This window comes from Amycolatopsis sp. A1MSW2902 (assembly GCF_017312175.1).
GTDB classification, from domain to species: Bacteria; Actinomycetota; Actinomycetes; order Mycobacteriales; family Pseudonocardiaceae; genus Amycolatopsis; species Amycolatopsis nivea.
Window position 1 is genome coordinate 2,971,230 of sequence record NZ_QJPO01000001.1, and the last position, 21,046, is coordinate 2,992,275.

Below are 21,046 nucleotides of genomic sequence, written 5' to 3' on the forward strand. Positions count from 1 at the left end.
CCAAGGAGAAGCCCTGTGCGGCCCTGGCCCGGAAAGCCCTACCCGCTCGGCGCGACCTACGACGGCGTGGGGACGAACTTCGCGCTGTTCTCCGAGGTCGCCGAGCACGTCGATCTCTGCCTGTTCGACGACGAGGGCAACGAAACCCGCGCGCGGCTGGAGGAGGTCGACGGGTTCGTCCACCACGGCTACCTGCTCGGCGTCGGCCCCGGGCAGCGCTACGGATTCCGGGTGCACGGGCCGTACGACCCGAGCCGCGGCCTGCGCTGCAACCCGGGCAAGCTGCTGATCGACCCGTACGCCAAGGCACTGTCCCGCGGCGTCGACTGGTCCGAGGCGCTGTTCAGCTACCGCTTCGACGACCCGGAACAGCTCAACGAGGACGATTCGGCCGGTCACGTGCCGTACTCGCTCGTGGTGAGCCCGTTCTTCGACTGGGCCAACGACCGCGCGCCGCGGGTGCCCTACCACGAGACGGTCATCTACGAGACGCACGTGCGCGGCATGACGATGACGCACCCGTTCGTCCCCGAGCGGCTGCGCGGCACGTACGCCGGGCTGGCGCACCCGGCGGTGGTCGAGCACCTGCAGAAACTCGGCGTGACCACGGTCGAGCTGATGCCGGTGCACCAGTTCGTGACCGACCACGGCCTCGACGAGAAGGGCCTGCGCAACTACTGGGGCTACAACACGATCGGGTACTTCGCGCCGCATGACGCCTACGCCGCGATGCAGGGCCAGGGCGGGCAGGTGCAGGAGTTCAAGGGCATGGTCCGCGCCCTGCACGAGGCGGGGATCGAGGTCATCCTCGACGTGGTCTACAACCACACCGCGGAGGGCAACCACCTCGGCCCGACGCTGTCCATGCGCGGCATCGACAACGAGGCGTACTACCGCCTGGTCGAGGACGATCCGCAGTACTACATGGACTACACCGGCACCGGGAACTCGCTCAACGTGCGCAGCCCGCACACGCTGCAGCTGATCATGGATTCGCTGCGGTACTGGGTGACCGAGATGCACGTGGACGGCTTCCGGTTCGACCTCGCCTCCGCGCTGGCCCGCGAGTTCTACGACGTCGACCGGCTGTCGACGTTCTTCGACCTCGTGCAGCAGGACCCGATCGTGAGCCAGGTGAAGCTGATCGCCGAACCGTGGGACGTCGGGCCCGGCGGCTACCAGGTCGGCAACTTCCCGCCGCTGTGGACGGAATGGAACGGGCAGTACCGCGACACCGTGCGCGACTTCTGGCGCGGCGAACCGTCCACCCTCGGCGAGTTCGCGTCGCGGATCACCGGTTCGTCGGACCTGTACCAGGACGACGGCCGCCGCCCGTTCGCGTCGATCAACTTCGTCACCGCGCACGACGGGTTCACGCTCACCGATCTGGTGTCCTACAACGAAAAGCACAACGAGGCCAACGGCGAGGACAACCGCGACGGCGCGGACGACAACCGGTCGTGGAACTGCGGCGTCGAGGGCCCGACCGACGACGAAGAGGTGCTCGCGCTGCGCGCCCGGCAGCGGCGGAACCTGCTCGCCACGCTGCTGCTGTCGCAAGGCGTGCCGATGCTGCTGCACGGCGACGAACTGGGCCGGACCCAGCAGGGCAACAACAACGCCTACTGCCAGGACACCGAACTGTCCTGGATGGACTGGGAGCTCGCCACGGAGAACGCCGACCTGGTCGAGTTCACCGGCGCGCTCGCCGCGTTCCGCAAGGCGCACCCGGTGTTCCGCCGCCGCCGGTTCTTCCAGGGCAAGCCGGTGCGCAAGGGCGAGGAACTGGGCGACATCGCCTGGTTCACCCCGGCCGGCGAGGAGATGACCGAGCAGAACTGGGACGACGCGTTCGGCAAGTCCGTGGTGATCTTCCTGAACGGGGAAGGGATCCCGGACCTCGACCCGCGCGGGATGCCGGTGGAGGACGATTCGTTCCTGCTCGCGTTCAACGCGCACTGGGAGGACATCGCGATGACGCTGCCGGGCAACGGCTACGGTCGCGAATGGACAGTCGTGGTGGACACCCGGACCGGGGCGGTCGGGGACTGTGGCGTCGAACCGGTCGAAGGCGGCGGCAAGTTCACGCTCGCCGCGCGTTCGCTCGTGGTTCTCCAGCGCACGGCGAAGGAGAGCGAATGAGCACGCCGTCCTCGACGTACCGGGTGCAGTTGCGGCCGGAGTTCGGCTTCGCCGACGCCGCCGCGATCGTGGAGTACCTGCGCGAGCTGGGCGTCGGGGCGTTGTACGGCTCGCCGATGCTCGACGCGACACCCGGGTCGACGCACGGTTACGACGTCACCGATCCGACGCGCGCCCGGGGCGAACTGGGCGGCGAAGAAGCGCGAAAGGCGTTGGCAGCGCGGCTGAAAGACGCCGGGCTCGGGTTCGTCGTGGACATCGTGCCGAACCACATGTCGGTCGAGGTCGCGAAGGCGAACCAGTGGTGGTGGGACGTTCTCCGGAACGGCCGGGAATCGCCGTACGCGTCGTTCTTCGACATCGACTGGAGCCGCGGCAGGCTGCTGCTGCCGGTGCTCGGCGAGGACAGTGCGGTTGCCGAGCTGACCGTCGAGGGCAGTGCCGACAATGCCGAACTCGTTTATTACGACCATCGCTTCCCGATCGCGCCCGGCACCGGCGACGGCACGCCGGCCGAGGTGCACGCGCGCCAGCATTACGAGCTGGTCGGCTGGCGGCGCGGCAACCGGGAGCTGAACTACCGGCGGTTCTTCGACATCACGAACCTGGCCGCGGTCGCCGTCGAGCGGCCGGAGGTGTTCGCCGAAACGCACGGCGAGGTGCTGCGCTGGGTGTCCGACGGCGACGTCACCGGCCTGCGCGTGGACCATCCGGACGGCCTCGCCGACCCCGGCGGCTACTTCCGGCGGCTCCGCGAGGGCGCGCCCGGGGCGTGGCTGGTCGCGGAGAAGATCCTGCACCCGGGCGAGGCGCTGCCGCAGAGCTGGCCGGTCGACGGGACCACCGGATACGACGCGTTGCGCGAGATCACCGGCGTGTTCGTGGACCCGGCCGCCGCGTCGGTGTTCACCCGGCTCGCCGCCGAACAGGGCGTGCGCACCGACTACCACGCGGTCGAGGAGAACGCGCGGAGGTTGGTGACCGACGGCATCCTGGTCGCCGAAGTGCACCGGATCGCGGCGCTGCTGCAAGGCGTGGACGCCGGCGCGGCCCGCGCCGCCGTCGCCGAGGTGATGATCGCGTTCCCGGTCTACCGTTCGTACCTTCCCGAGGGGTCCGGCCACTGGGCGACTGCCGTGGCGCGGGCCCGCAAGCGGCGGCCGGAACTGGCCCCGGCGCTCGACGCGCTCGACAGCCAGGTGCGCGGCGCGCCCGACGGCGAGCTGGCGACGCGGATCCAGCAGACGTCCGGCATGGTCGTCGCGAAGGGCACCGAGGACACGACCTTCTACCGCTTCACCCGGTTCGCCGCGCTGAACGAGGTCGGCGGCAACCCGGACCGGTTCGGGCTGAGCACCGGGGAATTCCACACGCTGGCCGCGGGCCGGGCGGCCGCGGCCCCGGCCACGATGACCACGCTGACCACCCACGACACGAAGCGGTCCGAGGACACCCGCGCCCGGATGGCGGCGCTCTCGGAGGTCGCGGACGAGTTCGCCGTCGCGGTCCGCCGCTGGACGGCCGCGCGCGGGATCGACGAGCCCGCGCTGAATCTCCTGGCCTGGCAGACGCTCGTGGGCGCGTGGCCGATCTCGCCGGAGCGGCTGCGCGACTACCTCGACAAGGCCGCGAAGGAAGCGAAACTCCGCACCTCCTGGACGGACCACGACGAGGACTTCGAACGCGCCGTCGCCGAGTGGCCGTCCGCGGTGCTGGACGACGCCGCTTTGGCGGCCGATGTCGAGTCGTTCGTGAAACGGGTGCGCGGCGCGGGCTGGACGAACTCGCTGGGGCAGAAGCTGCTGCAACTGGCTGGACCCGGCGTGCCGGACGTCTACCAGGGCACCGAGCTGTGGGACTACTCGCTGGTCGACCCGGACAACCGCCGCGAGGTCGACTACGCCGCCCGGCGCTCCCTTCTCGACCGCATCCAGGGCGGCGAACAGCCGGAGATCGACGAGACCGGCGCGGCGAAACTGCTGGTGGTGCACCGCGCGCTGACCCTGCGCCGAGACCGGCCGGAGCTCTTCACCGGATACCGGCCGCTGCAGGCCGAAGGCGTTGCCGCGGAACACCTTCTGGCCTTCGAACGCGGTGCCGGCCTGACCGTCGCGGTCACGCGGCTGCCGCTGGGCCTGGACCGGGCGGGCGGCTGGCGCGACACGGTGCTGCCGCTGCGCGCCGGGGAATGGACCGACGTGCTGACCGGTCGCGGAGTCGGTGATGCCCCGCAGGCGTCCGCGTTGTTCGAGCGGTACCCGGTCGCGCTTCTGGTACGGGAGGAATCCTGATGTTCCGCGTATGGGCCCCGTCGGCCGAGCGCGTCCGCGTCCGCGTGGACGGAACCGACCACGAGATGACCGCCGCCGGGGACGGGTGGTGGCAGGCCGACGTCACCGGCACCGATTACGCCTTCCTGCTCGGCGACGACGACCGCCCGCTGCCGGACCCGCGTTCGCTGCGCCAGCCGAACGGCGTGCACGAAGCGTCGCGGGTTTACGACCATTCCGCGTTCGAGTGGACCGACCAGTCGTGGACCGGGCGGCAGTTGCCCGGCGGCGTGGTCTACGAACTGCATGTCGGCACCTTCACCGAAGCGGGCACGTTCGACGCGGTCATCGACCGGCTCGGGCACCTGGTCGACCTCGGTGTCACGCACGTCGAGCTGCTGCCGGTGAACTCCTTCGACGGCACCGCGGGCTGGGGCTACGACGGCGTCCTGTGGGGCGCGGCGCACGAACCGTACGGCGGTCCCGACGGGCTGAAACGCCTGGTCGACGCGTGTCATGCACGCGGGCTCGCGGTCCTGCTCGACGTCGTTTACAACCACCTCGGCCCGTCCGGCGCGTACCTCGACCGGTTCGGCCCGTACTTCGCCGGCCGCACCGACTGGGGCGCCGGACTGAACCTCGACGGCCCGGGCTCCGACGAAGTCCGCCGCTACGTCATCGACAACGCGCTGGGCTGGCTGCGGGACTTCCACTTCGACGGCCTCCGCCTGGACGCCGTGCACGCGCTGGTCGACAACCGCGCCGTGCACCTGCTGGAGGAACTGTCCGCCGAGGTCGACGCGCTCTCGGCGGCGCTGAACCGCCCGCTGACGCTGATCGCCGAGTCCGACCAGAACGACCCCAAGCTCGTCACGACACGCGACGCCGGCGGCTACGGCCTGCACGCGCAGTGGTCCGACGACCTGCACCACGCGCTGCACGTCCGGCTCACCGGCGAAACCACCGGCTACTACACCGATTTCGCCGAGCCCGGCGCGCTGGCCAAAACCCTGCGGGAGGCGTTCTTCCACGCCGGGACCTGGTCGTCGTTCCGCTCGCGCGTCCACGGCCGCCCGCTGGACCGGCGCGTCGCCCCCGGCCACCGGTTCCTGGCCTACCTGCAGGACCACGACCAGATCGGCAACCGCGCGACCGGCGACCGGCTGTCCGCGACCGTCTCGCCGGGCCTGCTCGCCTGCGGCGCGGCGGTGGTGTTCTGCTCCCCGTTCACGCCGATGCTGTTCATGGGGGAGGAGTGGGCCGCGGAGACGCCGTGGCAGTTCTTCGCGTCGTTCCCGGACCCGGAACTGGCCGAGGCCGTCCGCACCGGCCGCCGCCGCGAGTTCGCCCGGCACGGCTGGGGCGAAACGGACGTGCCCGACCCGATGGACCCGGCCACCGTCGCCCGCTCGCGGCTCGACTGGACCGAACCGGGCAAACCGGGCCACCGGGAAATCCTCGGCCTGTACCGGACGCTGATCCGCCTCCGCCGCACGCATCCGGAGCTGACCGATCCGCGGCTGGACCGCGTCGTGGTGGAGACCCCGCCGGACGATGCGTGGCTGATCCTGCACCGGGGCACGCTGCGGCTGGCGTGCAACTTCGGGGCGAAGCCGGTCGAGGTTCCGGTGGCGGGGGAGGTGCTGGCTTCGTGGGGCAACCCCGAGGTCGGCGACGCGACGGTGCTGCCCGCGGAGTCGTTCGTGCTGGTCGCTACCCGGTGTAGCCCTGCAGCATCTTCGTGAGCGTTTCGGCCATTCGGTCGCGAAGCTCTTGCGGCGCAACCACTTCCGCCAACGGACCTAGTCGCAACAGGTCGTGCACGGCTTGGTCGGGCTGCTCGACCGGAACGACCACGCGCGTCCATCCGTCAGCTTCGACAACGCCGCCCGCGGCCGAGCGGGCGACCGCAGGTTCGGCGAGTTGCGGCAGGAGCCGCATCCCCTCCGGCGACACCCGCAGCACCGCCTCGCCGCGGTGCCGTCGGGCGTCGAAGTCGTCGAGGTACTCCGACCAGTAGCGGCCCAGATCGAACCCCTCAGCCCGCACGAAGGTCTCGTCCAGCATCGCCGCCTCGACAATCCGCGCCACCCGGTAAGTCCGGAACTTCCCGGAATGCCGGGCGACCAGGTACCAGTGCCCGGCCTTGAGCACCACACCGTGCGGCTCGACGGTCCGGGCGACTTCGCGGGGCACGGCCCAGCGCTGATACCGGATCCGGACGCGCCGCTGCTGCCACGCCGCGTCCGAGACCGTCGGCAGCTGCGGCGTGGCCTCCGTGTCGTGGTACCAGGACGCCGCGTCCAGATGGAACCGCTCGCGGACCCGGTCGGCGTGGGACCGCAGTTCGGCCGGGAGCGCGGCCAGCAGTTTGCGCTCCGTGTTCGCCGCGACCGGCCCCAGGCCGAGCCCGGAAGCCGCGGCGGGCAGGCCGGTGAGAAAGAGCGCCTCGGCTTCTTGCCTGGTCAGACCGGTCAGCTGGGTGCGGTAGCCGTCGACCAGCCGGTATCCGCCGTCGTGGCCGGGCTCGCCGTACACCGGGATTCCGGCGGCGCTCAACGCCTCGATGTCGCGGTAGACCGTGCGCGGCGAGACCTCCAGCCGGGCGGCCAGTTCGGCGGCGGTCCTCGGCTGGCGGGCCTGCAGCAGCAACAGGAGGGAGACGAGCCGGCTCGCGCGCATGCGGCCAGCATGCCCCGGTCCCCTGACAGAACCTGTCAGGGATCCCGGGGGCACGCCCGGAGCGAACCCCTACTGCCGTCGTCGTCGGCCCAGGTCATCACCCCTGCTCCGGGCAAGTTCAGCCAAGCGCCGGAGCCCGTCGCCGCCGAGGGTTTGAAAGGATCGGCGCATGGCACAGCGACCCGCATCCGACAACCAGGTCCTCGCCGGACGTCCGTTCCCGCTCGGCGCCCACCCGGAGGCGGGCGGCGTCCGGTTCGCGGTGACGTCCGCCGTCGCCGACGCGGTCGAGGTGTGCCTCATCGGCGACGACGGTTCCGAGCGGCGGATCGAACTGACCGAACGCACGTTCGGCGTCTGGCACGGGCTCGTCCCGGGCGTCACGGTCGGCCAGCACTACGGCTACCGCGTGCACGGCCCGTACGACCCGGCGCACGGCTACCGCTGCAACCCGGCCAAGCTCCTCGTCGACCCGTACGCGCGCCGGATCGACGGCAAGCTCGCCAGCCTGCACGCCGCGCAGGGCTTCACCGGGGACCCCGAGCGCGGTCCGATGTCCACTGTGGACTCGCTGGGGGCGGTGCCGCTGTCGGTCGTCGCCGCGCCGGGCGGGCAGGACACCGGGGTCAAGCCCGAGGTGCCGTTCGAGGAATCGGTGATCTGCGAACTGCACGTGAAGGGGTTCACCCAGCAGCATCCCTTCATCCCGGAAGCGCTGCGCGGCACGTACCTCGGCCTCGCGCACCCGGTCGCGATCGAGCACCTGACCCGGCTCGGCGTGACGACCGTCGAACTGCTGCCGGTGCACGCGTTCGCCGACGAGCCCGCGCTGATCCGCTCGGGGCGGCACAACTACTGGGGCTACTCGCCGCTGGGCTACTTCGCGCCGCACGCGGGCTACGCGAGCGAACCGGGCCGCGAGATCGAGGAATTCCGCACGATGGTGGCGGCCCTGCACGCGGCAGGCATCGAGGTGCTGCTCGACGTCGTCTTCAACCACACCTGCGAGGGCGGCCCGGACGGCCCGACGCTCTCGCTGCGCGGCCTCGACGCCCCGGCGTACTACCTGCACACCCGCCGCGGGCACATGGCCGACCTCACCGGCTGCGGCAACACCCTCGACGCCGGTTCGCCGACGGTCGTCCGGCTGGTCACCGATTCGCTGCGGTACTGGACGCAGGAGATGGGCGTCGACGGGTTCCGCTTCGACCTGGCGAGCACGCTCGGCCGGCCGCGCGGCGAGATGTTCGACCGCGAGTCGACGATGCTGACCGCGATCACCACCGACCCGGTGCTGTCGCGCTGCAAGCTGATCGCCGAACCGTGGGACGCGACCGGCGAGGGCTACCGCGTCGGCGACTTCGGCGCGCAATGGGCCGAATGGAACGGCCGCTACCGCGACACCGTCCGCGACTTCTGGCGCGGCGCGACCGGCGTGCGGGATCTCGCGTACCGGCTGTCCGGCTCGTCCGATCTGTACGACCACAACCTGCGCCGCCCGTGGCAGTCGATCAACTTCGTCACCGCGCACGACGGCTTCACGCTGCGGGACCTGGTGTCCTACAACGAAAAGCACAACGAGGCCAACGGCGAGGACAACCGCGACGGCACGAACGACAACCGCTCGTGGAACCACGGCGCGGAGGGCGAGACCGACGACGCGGCGATCGTCGCGCTGCGCACCCGCCAGGCGCGCAACCTCTTCGCGACGCTGCTGCTGTCCACCGGCACCCCGATGTTCACCGCGGGCGACGAGATGTGGCGGACCCAGCACGGCAACAACAACGCCTACTGCCTCGACGACGAAACGTCGTGGGTCGACTGGACCCCGACCGAGGCGTCGGAGCCGATGCTCGACTTCGCCCGCCGCGTGGTGCGGCTGCGCGCGCACAGCCCGGCCTTGCGGCAGCCGGAGTTCTTCGAGGGCCGCACCACGGTCACCGGCAAGCCCGATCTTGTCTGGTTCCGCCCGGACGGCGAGGAATTCGACGAGATCGACTGGTTCGACGAGGACCGCCGCACGCTCTGCATGTGGATCGACGGGTCGAACAGCCAGGCGCGCAACCGCGAGGGCGCGCTCGTCACCGACCACTCGTGGCTGCTGGTGCTGCACGCGGGCGCGGAACCGGCGGAGATCGTGCTGCCCGGCCCGGAGTACGGCGAGACTTTCAAGCCCACTTTGGACACCAGCACCGCCGACGGCACCCCGGCCAACCCGGGCGTGCTGGAGCCCAAGGCGCGGATCACGGTCGAGGCGCGGTCGCTGCTGTTGCTGCGCGCGCCGCGGGACACGGTGGAGATCCCGCAGCTGTAAGGAGCCCGAGTCCGAGAAGTGCGGGCGCTTCGCGTGATCGCCGCGGGCGTCATGGGGCATTCTGGCTGCAGTCAGCCGCCGCCGAGAAACCGTCACCCGGACATCCGCACCGATACTCACCGGTAATCACCGGAACGCGCCGCCGATTGTTAACGCAATTCGGCGAGCGTGTTGCGGGCGGGGGACGGGAATGCGTCCGGGAGTTCCGCCGAATGGGGGCGTTTCGCCCGACCGGGTGGCGGGAAAATCAGAAAAAGGCCCCGCTGTCAACGGCTTTGGAGGAATCAGGCACACTGACCGTGCTCGCGGAAGCACACTCCGACCACCCTCCCACCCACCGTGAAAAAGGGGCATCGCCATGACCGGCAGGCTCGGGATCGACGACGTCGCACCCATTGTCAGCTGCGGCCGGTATCCGGCCAAAGCCGTTGCGGGCGAACATTTCCCCGTCACCGCCACGGTCTGGCGGGAGGGCCACGACGCGGTCGCCGCGACGGTCGCCTGGCGCGGTCCGGGCGACCGCGCGGCGCGCCAGACGCGGATGGCCGAACAGGGCCGCGGGCTCGACCGGTTCGGCGCGGTGATCGTGCCCGACGCCGAGGGCATGTGGACCTACCGGGTGGACGCGTGGAGCGATCCGTGGGCCACCTGGGAGCACGCGGTCGAGGTGAAGATCGCCGCCGGGCAGGGGCCGGGGGAGCTCGCGAACGACCTGGAAAGCGGGGCGCTGCTGCTCGACCGCGTGTCCCGCCGCCCGGAGCGCCGGGCCGAGCGCCCGCTGCTCGCCGGGGCCGCGGCCGCGCTGCGCGACGACGAACGCGATCTCGCCGAGCGCGTCGGGCCCGCGCTCTCGCCCGAGGTCCGCCAGCTCATGCACGACTTCCCGGTGCGCGAGCTGATCACCAAGGGCCGCGTGCTGAAGCTGTGGGTCGACCGCAAACGCGCCGCTTTCGGTTCCTGGTACGAATTCTTCCCCCGCTCCACCGGCGGGGTCGACGCGCTGGGCCGCGCGGTGCACGGCACCTTCGCCACCGCCGAGCGCGAACTGGACCGCGTCGCGGGCATGGGTTTCGACGTCGTCTACCTGCCGCCGGTGCACCCCATCGGCCGGGTGAACCGCAAGGGCCCCAACAACACTCTCGACGCGACGCCGGACGACGTCGGCTCGCCGTGGGCGATCGGCGCGGACGAGGGCGGGCACGACGCGATCCACCCGGAGCTCGGCACGATCGAGGATTTCGACGCCTTCGTGGCGCGCGCGGAGGAACTCGGCCTCGAGGTCGCGCTCGACCTCGCGCTGCAGGCCGCGCCGGACCACCCGTGGGTCGTCAAGTACCCGGAGTTCTTCACCACCCGCCCGGACGGCACCATCGCGTACGCGGAGAACCCGCCGAAGAAGTACCAGGACATCTACCCGGTCAACTTCGACAACGACCCGCGCGGCATCTACGACGAGGTGCTGCGCGTCGTGCTGCACTGGGTGTCGCACGGGGTGCGGATCTTCCGGGTCGACAATCCGCACACCAAGCCGCCGGACTTCTGGGCCTGGCTGATCCAGTCGGTGAAGGACGCGCATCCGGACGTGCTGTTCCTCGCCGAGGCGTTCACCCGCCCGGCCCGGCTGTGGGGACTCGCAAAGCTCGGTTTCACCCAGAGCTACACGTATTTCACCTGGCGCACCACGAAAGAAGAGCTCACCGAGTTCGGCACGGACCTCGTCGAGCACTGGGACCACGGCCGGCCGAACCTGTTCGTGAACACTCCGGACATCCTGCACGAATCGCTGCAGCACGGCGGTCCGGGCATGTTCGCGCTGCGCGCCGCGCTCGCCGCGACGATGTCGCCGACCTGGGGCGTGTACTCCGGCTACGAGCTGTTCGAATCCGAGGCGGTGCGCCCGGGCAGCGAGGAGTACCTCGACTCCGAGAAGTACCAGCTGCGCCCGCGCGATTTCGCCCGCGCGCTCGCCGAGGGCCGTTCGCTGGAACCGTGGCTGACCCGGCTCAACGCCGTCCGCCGCGCGCATCCGGCGCTGCAGGGCATGCGGTCGCTGCGCTTCCACCACATCGACAACGACGCGCTGCTCGCTTACTCCAAACAGGACCCGGCGACCGGCGACACGGTCGTCGCGATCGTGAACCTCGACCCGCACAACGCGCGCGAGGGCACGCTCTGGCTCGACCTGCCCGCGCTCGGCTTCGACTGGACCGAGCGGCTCATCGCGCACGACGAGGTCACCGGCGAGACGTGGGACTGGGGCCAGGCGAACTTCGTCCGGCTCGAACCGTGGCGGGCGGTGGCGCACATCGTGGCGCTGCGCCGCAGGCTCGCGGCCTGACGCCGCGGCCGCTCCGACCCCCGTGGTTATCCCGGCGCCGAACGGGATAACCACTACTCAGCACACGCGACTCACGACAAGGTGGAACGGATGGACGAGGAGAGCCGGCCCGGCACCGCGGCGGGACTGGCGGACGTGCCGCACACGGGGGAGGCGGTGACCGCCGACGGCCTGCTGGTCGAACCGCAGGCGGACGACTTCGCGCACGCGCACGCGGCGCCGAAGGACCCCGAATGGTTCAAGAGCGCGGTGTTCTACGAGGTGCTGGTGCGCGCCTTCGCCGATTCGAACGGCGACGGCACCGGCGACCTGCGCGGCCTGGCGGGCCGGCTGGACTACCTCGCCTGGCTCGGGGTGGACTGCCTGTGGCTGCCGCCGTTCTACGCCTCGCCGCTGCGCGACGGCGGCTACGACATCAGCGATTTCCGGGCCGTGCTGCCGGAATTCGGCAGCGTCGAGGACTTCGTGTACCTGCTCGACGAGGCGCACCGGCGCGGCATCCGGGTGATCACCGACCTGGTGCTCAACCACACCTCGGACGCGCATCCGTGGTTCCAGCAGTCGCGCTCGGACCCGGACGGCCCCTACGGCGACTACTACGTGTGGAGCGACGACGATTCCCGCTACGCCGACGCGCGGATCATCTTCGTCGACACCGAAACGTCGAACTGGACCTACGACCCGGTGCGCGGCCAGTTCTACTGGCACCGGTTCTTCACCCACCAGCCGGACCTGAACTACGAGAACCCGGCCGTGCAGGACGCGATGATCGACGTGCTGCGGTTCTGGCTCGACATCGGCATCGACGGCTTCCGCCTCGACGCCGTGCCGTACCTGTTCGAACAGGAAGGCACGAACTGCGAGAACCTGCCGCGCACGCACGATTTCCTCAAGCGGTGCCGCAAAGTCGTCGACGACGAGTACCCCGGCCGGATCCTGCTCGCCGAGGCGAACCAGTGGCCCAGCGACGTGGTCGAGTACTTCGGCGACGCGGAGTCCGGCGGCGACGAATGCCACATGGCGTTCCACTTCCCGCTGATGCCGCGGATCTTCATGGCGGTGCGCCGGGAGTCGCGGTTCCCGATCTCGGAGATCCTGCTGCAGACGCCGCAGATCCCGTCCGGCACGCAGTGGGGCATCTTCCTGCGCAACCACGACGAGCTGACGCTCGAGATGGTCAGCGACGAAGAGCGCGACTACATGTACTCCGAATACGCCAAAGACCCGCGGATGAAGGCCAACATCGGCATCCGCCGCAGGCTCGCCCCGCTGCTGGACAACGACCGCAACCAGCAGGAGCTGTTCACCGCGCTGCTGCTGTCGCTGCCCGGCTCGCCGGTGCTCTACTACGGCGACGAGATCGGGATGGGCGACAACATCTGGCTCGGCGACCGCGACGCCGTCCGCACCCCGATGCAGTGGACCCCGGACCGCAACGCCGGGTTCTCCACCTGCGACCCCGGCCGGATCTACCTGCCGGTGATCATGGACCCGGTGTACGGGCACCAGGCGCTGAACGTCGAGGCGCAGGCCGACAACGCGGCGTCGCTGCTGAACTGGACGCGCCGGATGATCGAGGTCCGCAAACAGCACCACGCGTTCGGCCAGGGCGATTTCACCGACCTCGGCGGCTCGAACCCCAGCGTGCTCGCCTACCAGCGCCGGTGGCTGCGCCCGGACGGCCGCGAGGACGTCGTGGTGTGCGTCAACAACCTGTCCCGTTTCCCGCAGCCGGTGGAACTGGACCTGTCCGCGCACCAGGGCGCGACGCCGGTCGAGCTGACCGGCGGGGTGCGCTTCCCGGACATCGGCGAGCTGCCGTACCTGCTCACGCTGCCCGGCCACGGGTTCTACTGGTTCCAGCTGCTCGAGCCGGAAGAATGAGGTGAGTCCGCTGTCACCCCACGGTTCCCCGCCTGACCTGTCCGACCTGCCCGAACCTCCCGAGCTGTCCGGGGCGCTGGCCGCCCTGCTGCCGGACTGGCTGCCCGCGCAGCGCTGGTTCGCGGGCAAGGACCGGCCGGTCGACGAGGTCCGCCCGGCGAGCCTCACCGTGCTGGCGGGCCCGGATCCGCTGCTGGTGCACGCGGTCGTCGACGTGGTGCAGGGCGACCGGACCGAGCCGTACCAGCTGCTGGTCGGCCGCCGGTCCAGGGTTCCCGAGGTGGCGTCGGCGGCGCTGCTCGGCGAGCGGTTCTACGAGGCGAGCGGCGACGCGGACCTCACCGCCGGGCTGCTGGACCGGATGGCGGCGGGCGGGTCCGCCGGGACGCTGCGGTTCGCCGCGGAACCGGACGCGACGCTCGAACCCGGGCTGCGCTCGCGGCCGATCACCGCGGAGCAGAGCAACACTTCGCTCGTTTACGGCGGGCAGTACATCCTCAAGCTGTTCCGCAAGCTCAGCCCGGGCCTGAACAAGGACCTGCTGCTGCACCGCGCGCTGCAAAGCGCGGGCTGCAAGCACGTGGCGCGCGTGGTCGGCTCGATCTCCGGCGAACTGCACGGCGAACCCGCGACGATGGGGATGCTGCAGGAGTTCCTGCCGGACGCGGTCGACGGCTGGGCGATGGCGACCACGAGCGTCCGGGACCTGCTGGCCGATCCGGACCAGCCCGCGGCCGAGGCGGGCGGCGACTTCGCCGGGGAGTCCGAGCGGCTCGGCGCCGCGGTGGCCGAGGTGCACGCGGACCTCGCGACCGCGCTGGGCACCGAGCCCGCGGACGGCGACGAGCTGGACCGCACGGTGCGCGCGATGACCGAACGGCTCGACCAGGTGTCCGAGGCGGTCCCGGAGCTGGCGGTGCACGCGCCCGCGCTGCGCGAGGTGTTCGAGGCCGTGCGCGCGCACGAGGCGCCGATCTCGCTGCAGTACATCCACGGCGATCTGCACTTGGGCCAGGTGCTGCGTACCGTCAACGGATGGCTGTTGCTGGACTTCGAAGGCGAACCGGCCGCCCCGGTCGCGGAACGGCACGCGCTGCGCTCGCCGCTGCGCGACGTCGCGGGCATGCTCCGGTCCTTCGACTACGCGGCGCACCAGCGGCTCGTCGGGCAGCCCGAGAACGCGGACGTGACCCGGCACGCGATGGAATGGGCCCGCCGCAACCGCGCCGCGTTCTGCGCCGGGTACGCGCGCGCCGGCGGCCCGGTCGGCGACCCGCTGGAGCATGTGGACCTGCTTCGCGCCTTTGAACTGGACAAAGCGGTGTACGAGGTCGCCTACGAGCACGCGAACCGGCCGGACTGGCTGAGCGTGCCGCTGGCGGCGATCGCCCGCAGCACCGACGGAAGCGAGTGACCCCCGTGAACGCTGTCCCCGCGGATCTGCCCTCGGCGGCCCCGTCTCCGCTCGACATCGACCGGCTGCTGGCGGGCGAGCACCACGACCCGCATTCGGTGCTCGGCGTGCACACCGCCGGCGGCGACATCGTCGTGCGTGCGCTGCGCCCGGGCGCGACGTCGGTGTCGGTCGTCGCGGGCGAGCGCCGCGTTCCGCTGGACCGCGTGGCGGACGCGCTGTTCGCCGCGACGCTGCCGGAGCACCCGGGCGACTACCGGATCGAAGTCGGCTACGACAACCACACTGTCGTCACCGACGACCCGTACCGCTGGCTGCCGACGGTGGGGGAGCTGGACCAGCACCTCATCGGCGAAGGACGGCACGAACGGCTGTGGGACGTGCTCGGCGCGCACGTGCGCCGGTACGACACCCCGAACGGCGTCGTCGAGGGCGTGTCCTTCGCGGTGTGGGCGCCGACCGCGCGCGGCGTGCGGGTGATCGGCGACTTCAACGCGTGGGAGGGCCGCGGCCACCCGATGCGCTCGCTCGGGTCCTCGGGCGTGTGGGAGCTGTTCGTGCCCGGCGTGCCGGTCGGCAGCTGCTACAAGTTCCGCATCCTCGGCGCGGACGGGCACTGGCACGAGAAGGCCGACCCGATGGCGTTCGCCACCGAGGTGCCGCCCGCGACCGCGTCGAAGGTGACCGAATCGGAGTACACCTGGGGCGACGGCGACTGGGTCGCCCGGCGCGAGGCGACCGACTGGGCGGACGCGCCGATGAGCGTGTACGAGGTGCACCTCGGCTCGTGGCGGCCCGGGCTCGGCTACCGCGAACTGGCCGACCAACTGGCCGACTACGTCGAGGAAACCGGCTTCACCCACGTCGAATTCCTGCCGGTGGCCGAGCATCCGTTCGGCGGCTCGTGGGGCTACCAGGTCACCTCCTACTACGCGCCGACGTCGCGCTTCGGTTCGCCGGACGACTTCCGGTACCTCGTCGACCACCTGCACCAGCGCGGCATCGGCGTGCTCGTCGACTGGGTCCCCGCGCATTTCCCGCGCGACATCTGGGCGCTTGCGCGGTTCGACGGCAGCCCGCTGTACGAGCACGAGGACCCGCGCCGCGGCGAGCAGCCGGACTGGGGCACGCTCGTGTTCAACTTCGGCCGCAACGAGGTGCGCAACTTCCTCGTCGCGAACGCGCTGTTCTGGCTGGAGGAGTTCCACCTCGACGGCCTGCGCGTGGACGCGGTCGCCTCGATGCTGTACCTCGACTACTCGCGCAAGGACGGCGAGTGGCTGCCGAACGAATACGGCGGCCGGGAAAACCTCGACGCGGTCCGGTTTCTGCAGGAGCTGAACGCGACTGTCTACAAGCGACACCCGGGCGTCGTGATGGTCGCCGAGGAATCCACCGCCTGGCCCGGCGTCACCCGTCCGACGCATCTCGGCGGCCTGGGATTCGGCTTCAAGTGGAACATGGGGTGGATGCACGACACGCTCCGCTACCTGTCGCACGAGCCGATCCACCGGGCGTACCACCACAACGAGATGACCTTCTCGCTTGTGTACGCGTGGAGCGAGAACTTCGTGCTGCCGCTGTCGCACGACGAAGTGGTGCACGGCAAGGGTTCGCTGTGGGAACGGATGCCGGGCGACGACTGGAACAAGGCCGCCGGGCTGCGCTCGCTGCTGGCGTTCATGTGGGCGCATCCGGGCAAGCAGCTGCTGTTCATGGGCGGCGAATTCGGCCAGCCGCGCGAATGGTCGGAGTCGCGGTCGCTGGACTGGCACCTGCTGGAAACCCCGCTGCACCGCGGCGTGCGCGACCTGATCCGGCAGCTGAACGCGATCTACCGGGACACCGCCGCGCTGTTCAGCGGCGACGTCCGGCCCGAGGGCTTCCGCTGGATCGACGCGAACGACTCGGCCGGGAACGTGCTGAGCTTCCTGCGCCTGGGCGCGGACGGCTCGCGGCTGGCCTGCATCGCGAACTTCGCCGGAGTGCCGCACCACGACTACCGGGTGGGCCTCCCGTCGGCGGGCCGGTGGACCGAGGTGCTGAACACGGACGCGGAGTCCTTCGGCGGATCCGGGGTCGGGAACCTGGGCGCGGTGGAGGCGACCGAGGAGCCGTGGCACGGCCAGCCCGCGTCGGCGGTGCTGCAACTGCCGCCGAGCGGGGTGTTGTGGCTGCTGGAGGAGCGTCCGTCCGTCGAGGAGTGACCCTTTCGGCCCGCTGCCGCTGGTCGTGAGGTGGCCCTGCGTGAGGGTGGCCCTCACGCACGGCGTCGGGTCGTGAGGGGAACCCTGCGGGAGTCAGCGTCTGTGAGGGTGGCCCTCACGGACGGCGGCGTCGGGTCGTTAGGGGAACCCTGCGGGAATCAGCGTCCGTGAAGGTGGCCCTCACGGACCTCGCCGAGACCGGCCCGGCGCGCCAGGCCGGTTTCGGCCCGGACCGGTGCCGGTTGCCCGTCCATCCCTCCCGGATTGCCCGGAATTCCTCCCGTCAGCGCCTTTCGCCGGTCGCGGTCGGAAAATGACCCACGCGACGTCTTGCCGGTGAAGGCGCTGGTGGGCATACTTTGTTGCCATCCACAACAAACCCGGGGTGGCACCGCCAGGCCGCCCCTCGAGTGATTGAGGGATGACAATGACGTCCACGCCCACCTCCTCCCGCTGGCGGCGGCTCGCGATCCCCGCGGCGCTCGCCCTCGCCGGCGCGGTCGCGCTGACGCCCGCGGGGCACGCCGCCCCCGCCGCCGCCGCCCCGGCCGCCGGGTTCTCCGACGATTTCGACGGCCCGGCGGGTTCGCCCGCAGACGGCAGCAAGTGGACCTACGAAACCGGCGACAACAACGGCAACAACCACGAACGGCAGTGGTACACCGCGGGCGCGGCGAACGGCGCGCTCGACGGCCAAGGCCACCTCGTGATCACCGCGAAGAAAGAGAATTCCGGCAACACCTGCTGGTACGGCGCGTGCCAGTACACCTCGGCGCGGCTGAACACGTCCGGCAAATTCAGCCAGGCGTACGGGCACATGGAAGTGCGGATGAAACTGCCGCGCGGGCAAGGGATGTGGCCGGCGTTCTGGATGCTCGGCGGCGGGCAATGGCCGGACGACGGCGAGATCGACGTCATGGAGAACATCGGCAAGGAGCCGAACACCGTGCACGGCACGATCCACGGCCCCGGCTACTCGGGTGCGGGCGGCATCGGCGCGGCGTTCAACGGCCCGAATTTCTCCGACGACTTCCACACCTACGCGGTCGACTGGTCGCCGAACAAGATCGTCTGGCTGGTCGACGGGCAGGCCTACCAGACCCGCACCACGGCGGACCTCAACGGCAAGAAATGGGTGTACGACCACCCGTTCTTCCTGATCCTCAACCTCGCGGTGGGCGGCGACTGGCCGGGCGACCCGGACGGCAGCACGCAGTTCCCGCAACAGCTGGTGGTCGACTACGTGCACGTGAGCTGACCACCCTCGCCGCCGGAACCACGGCGGCGCGGAGAAGGCGCGGTCTCCGCGGGCCCCGTCCGGCTCTTTCCCGAGCCGGGCGGGGCTTTTCCGTGCCCGGTCCCGGGTACACAGCTTCCGCACGGATCACGGCAAGGAAAATCTCAGGTAGCGGGTGTTTGCTGAGCTGGCGGAGGGTGACGAGACGCGGGAGCGGACGATGAACGAGCAGGAGCGCGGCGGGCACGACCAGGGACAGCCCGGCTACGGCGGGCAGGCGCATCCTTATTCGCCGGGGCAGCCGTACCAGCAGGGCTGGGCACAGCAGCAGGCTTGGGGCACTCCGCCGCCCGGCGCGTACGGCCCCCAGCCGGGCGGCCAGTACGCCGGTCAGCCTTATCCGACGCAGCAGCTGACGCAGCATCGTGCGCAGCACCCGTTGCGGACCGCGGCCGTCACGGTCGGCGCGATCGTGGTGGCGGTCGCTGTCGGGCTCGGGGTCGGGCACTTCGTGTGGACGCCGTCCGCGCCGCCCGGCGTGTCCGGGAACCAGAACTTCGGCTCGATCGGCAACCAGACCAACCCGTCGAACACGGCGATCGACCCGCAGGCGATCGCGAAGAAGGTCAGCGCGGGCATCGTCAACATCAACACCGAGCTGGGCTACCAGGGCGCGGCCGCGGCGGGCACCGGCATCGTGCTCACCTCCGACGGCGAGGTGCTCACGAACAACCACGTCGTCGAGGGCGCGACCAGCATCAAGGTCACCGACATCGGCAACGGCCAGACGTACACCGCCTCCGTGCTCGGCTACGACCGCAGCCACGACGTCGCGGTGCTCAAGCTGGCCGGCGCGTCCGGGCTGGCGACGGAGACGCTCGGCGATTCGTCGTCGGTGAAGGTCGGCGACGCGGTCGTCGGGCTCGGCAACGCGGGCGGCGCCGGGGGAGCGCCGATCCCGGCCGGCGGGCGGGTGACCGCGCTGGACCAGTCGATCACCGCGTCCGACGAATCGAACAGCTCGTCCGAGAAGCTGCAGGGCCTGATCCAGGTCGACGCGAACATCCAGTCCGGCGATTCCGGCGGCCCGCTCGTGAACGCGCAGGGCCAGGTCGTCGGCGTGGACACCGCGGCGTCGGCCGGGTACCAGTTCAACGGCGGCGGACGGCGCGGCCACGGCGGGCTCGGCAACGGCTTCCCCGGCGACAACTCCCAGGGCTCCCAAGGCGGCTCGCAGGGCGACGGCTCCCAGGGTTCGAGCGGGAACGAGGGCTACGCGATCCCGATCAACCAGGCGATCTCCATCGCCCACCAGATCGTCGGCGGCACCGGCTCCGACACCGTCCACATCGGAAAGAGCGCGTTCCTCGGCGTGACCGTCAGCGATGCCGGACAGCAGCAACAGCAGGGCGGAACCGGTTCGGGCGCGGTGATCCAGCAGGTCGTCCCCGACGGCGCGGCCGCGAAGGCGGGCCTGGCCGCCGGCGACGTGATCACCGCGGTGGACGGCAAAGCAGTCGACTCGCCCACCGCGCTGACCACCCTGATGGACCAGCACCACCCCGGCGACAAGCTGACGGTGACCGTCGTCGACCAGACCGGTCAGCAGCAGGATGTCACCGTCGTGCCCGCCGAGGGCCCCGTGGGCTGACTCGCCGGCGGTCCGGACGGCTGGATCGTTCAGTCGTCCGGATACCGCGTGTCGAGCGAAACCTCCTCCCACGCCGCGAGATCGGCGAGCTGCCGCTCGAGCTTCGCCCGGATCCGGGTCACCGCCTCGGGCCCGAGTGGCAGCCGCAGCGGCGCGTCCGGGGTGTCGACCAGTTTGAGAATGGCCTCGGCGGCCTTCGCCGGATCGTTCGGCTGCGCGCCGTCCTGCGCGGAAAACCGTTGGCGCATCATGCCTGCCGGGGTGTCGCGGTAGTCGTCGATGGGCTCGGAGAACGTCATCGACCGCCCGGCGAAGTCCGTCCGGAACGGCCCCGGTTCCACCAGGCTCACCCGGATCCCGAGCGGCGCGACCTCTCCGGCGAGCGCCTCGGACATCCCTTCCAGCGCGAACTTCGACGTCGCGTACAGCGCGTGCCCCGGGTTCCCGACGACTCCGCCGACCGACGACAACTGCACGATGTGCCCGCTGCGCTGCGCCCGCAGATGCGGCAGCACCGCGCGCGTGACGTTGAGGACGCCGAACACGTTGGTCTCGAGCACCTGCCGCGCCTGCGCGTCGGTCAGCTCCTCGAGCGCCCCGACCAGCCCGTGCCCGGCGTTGTTGACCAGCACGTCGATCCGCCCGTACTCGGCGATCGCCGCGCTCACCGCCGCTTCCACCGACGCCGGATCAGTGACGTCCAGCCGGGCGGTGAACGTCTTCAGGTCTTCGAGCACACTCGTGTCGCGAGCCGTGGCCACGACCTTTTCCCCGCGCGCCAGCACGGTTTCCGCGAGCACGCGGCCGAATCCGCTGCTCGCTCCCGTGATGAACCAGACGCGTCCGGACATTGCGGACCTCCCCAGGACCAGTTACTTTGATACTCAAACCAAACTACCTTGAGTAT

The 21,046-nt window shown here is 70.8% G+C and carries 11 protein-coding genes and 1 pseudogene; 10 read left to right on the top strand and 2 right to left on the bottom strand.

Annotation, left to right across the window (positions count from 1 at the left end; translation table 11 throughout):
- Positions 1-15 precede the first annotated feature (15 nt).
- From glgX (DMP23_RS13540) to treZ, 3 genes are read left to right on the top strand one after another with little or no spacing between them, the layout of a single operon-like run.
- Positions 16-2,142, top strand: coding sequence for a glycogen debranching protein GlgX (glgX, locus tag DMP23_RS13540; protein ID WP_037815545.1), 2,127 nt, complete (start codon positions 16-18; stop codon positions 2,140-2,142).
- Positions 2,139-4,433 (top strand): malto-oligosyltrehalose synthase, encoded by a 2,295-nt coding sequence (gene treY / locus DMP23_RS13545; protein WP_337821234.1) that lies wholly within the window; start codon positions 2,139-2,141, stop codon positions 4,431-4,433. The genes glgX (DMP23_RS13540) and treY overlap by 4 nt, the downstream gene beginning before the upstream one ends.
- Positions 4,430-6,157 carry a malto-oligosyltrehalose trehalohydrolase gene (gene treZ / locus DMP23_RS13550; RefSeq protein ID WP_337824397.1) on the top strand — a complete coding sequence of 576 codons (1,728 nt, stop codon included), beginning with the start codon at positions 4,430-4,432 and terminating at the stop codon, positions 6,155-6,157. The genes treY and treZ overlap by 4 nt, the downstream gene beginning before the upstream one ends.
- Here the strand turns inward: treZ and DMP23_RS13555 are convergent.
- Positions 6,126-7,094, bottom strand: coding sequence for a helix-turn-helix transcriptional regulator (locus tag DMP23_RS13555; RefSeq protein WP_337821235.1), 969 nt, complete (start codon positions 7,092-7,094; stop codon positions 6,126-6,128). The two genes, treZ and DMP23_RS13555, sit on opposite strands and share 32 nt — an antisense overlap.
- A gap of 169 nt (positions 7,095-7,263) precedes the next feature.
- On the opposite strand from DMP23_RS13555, the gene glgX (DMP23_RS13560) reads away from it, so the two are divergent.
- From glgX (DMP23_RS13560) to DMP23_RS13590, 7 genes and pseudogenes are all read left to right on the top strand, one after another.
- A complete protein-coding gene (glgX, locus tag DMP23_RS13560; RefSeq protein ID WP_337821236.1) occupies positions 7,264-9,408 on the top strand; it encodes a glycogen debranching protein GlgX in 2,145 nt (714 codons plus the stop codon).
- Between the two features lie 358 nt (positions 9,409-9,766).
- Positions 9,767-11,746: an alpha-1,4-glucan--maltose-1-phosphate maltosyltransferase gene (locus DMP23_RS13565; RefSeq protein ID WP_134731312.1), complete on the top strand. Its 1,980-nt coding sequence runs from the start codon at positions 9,767-9,769 to the stop codon at positions 11,744-11,746.
- Positions 11,747-11,836: 90 nt separating this feature from the next.
- Complete coding sequence (treS, locus tag DMP23_RS13570; RefSeq protein ID WP_337821237.1) at positions 11,837-13,630, top strand: maltose alpha-D-glucosyltransferase; 1,794 nt, start codon at positions 11,837-11,839, stop codon at positions 13,628-13,630.
- Positions 13,631-13,676: 46 nt separating this feature from the next.
- Positions 13,677-15,044, top strand: coding sequence for a maltokinase N-terminal cap-like domain-containing protein (locus DMP23_RS13575; protein ID WP_337824398.1), 1,368 nt, complete (start codon positions 13,677-13,679; stop codon positions 15,042-15,044).
- Between the two features lie 5 nt (positions 15,045-15,049).
- A complete protein-coding gene (glgB, locus tag DMP23_RS13580; RefSeq protein WP_337821238.1) occupies positions 15,050-17,251 on the top strand; it encodes a 1,4-alpha-glucan branching protein GlgB in 2,202 nt (733 codons plus the stop codon).
- 427 nt (positions 17,252-17,678) lie between these two features.
- Positions 17,679-18,506, top strand: a pseudogene (locus DMP23_RS13585) (glycoside hydrolase family 16 protein); the annotation flags it as partial.
- A 202-nt stretch (positions 18,507-18,708) separates the two neighbouring features.
- The gene (locus DMP23_RS13590) at positions 18,709-20,139 is read left to right on the top strand and encodes a S1C family serine protease (protein ID WP_337821239.1); all 1,431 of its coding nucleotides are present in this window, start codon (positions 18,709-18,711) and stop codon (positions 20,137-20,139) included.
- A gap of 29 nt (positions 20,140-20,168) precedes the next feature.
- On the opposite strand, the gene DMP23_RS13595 is transcribed toward DMP23_RS13590, so the two are convergent.
- A complete protein-coding gene (locus DMP23_RS13595) occupies positions 20,169-20,990 on the bottom strand; it encodes an oxidoreductase (RefSeq protein ID WP_337821240.1) in 822 nt (273 codons plus the stop codon).
- Positions 20,991-21,046 lie beyond the last annotated feature (56 nt).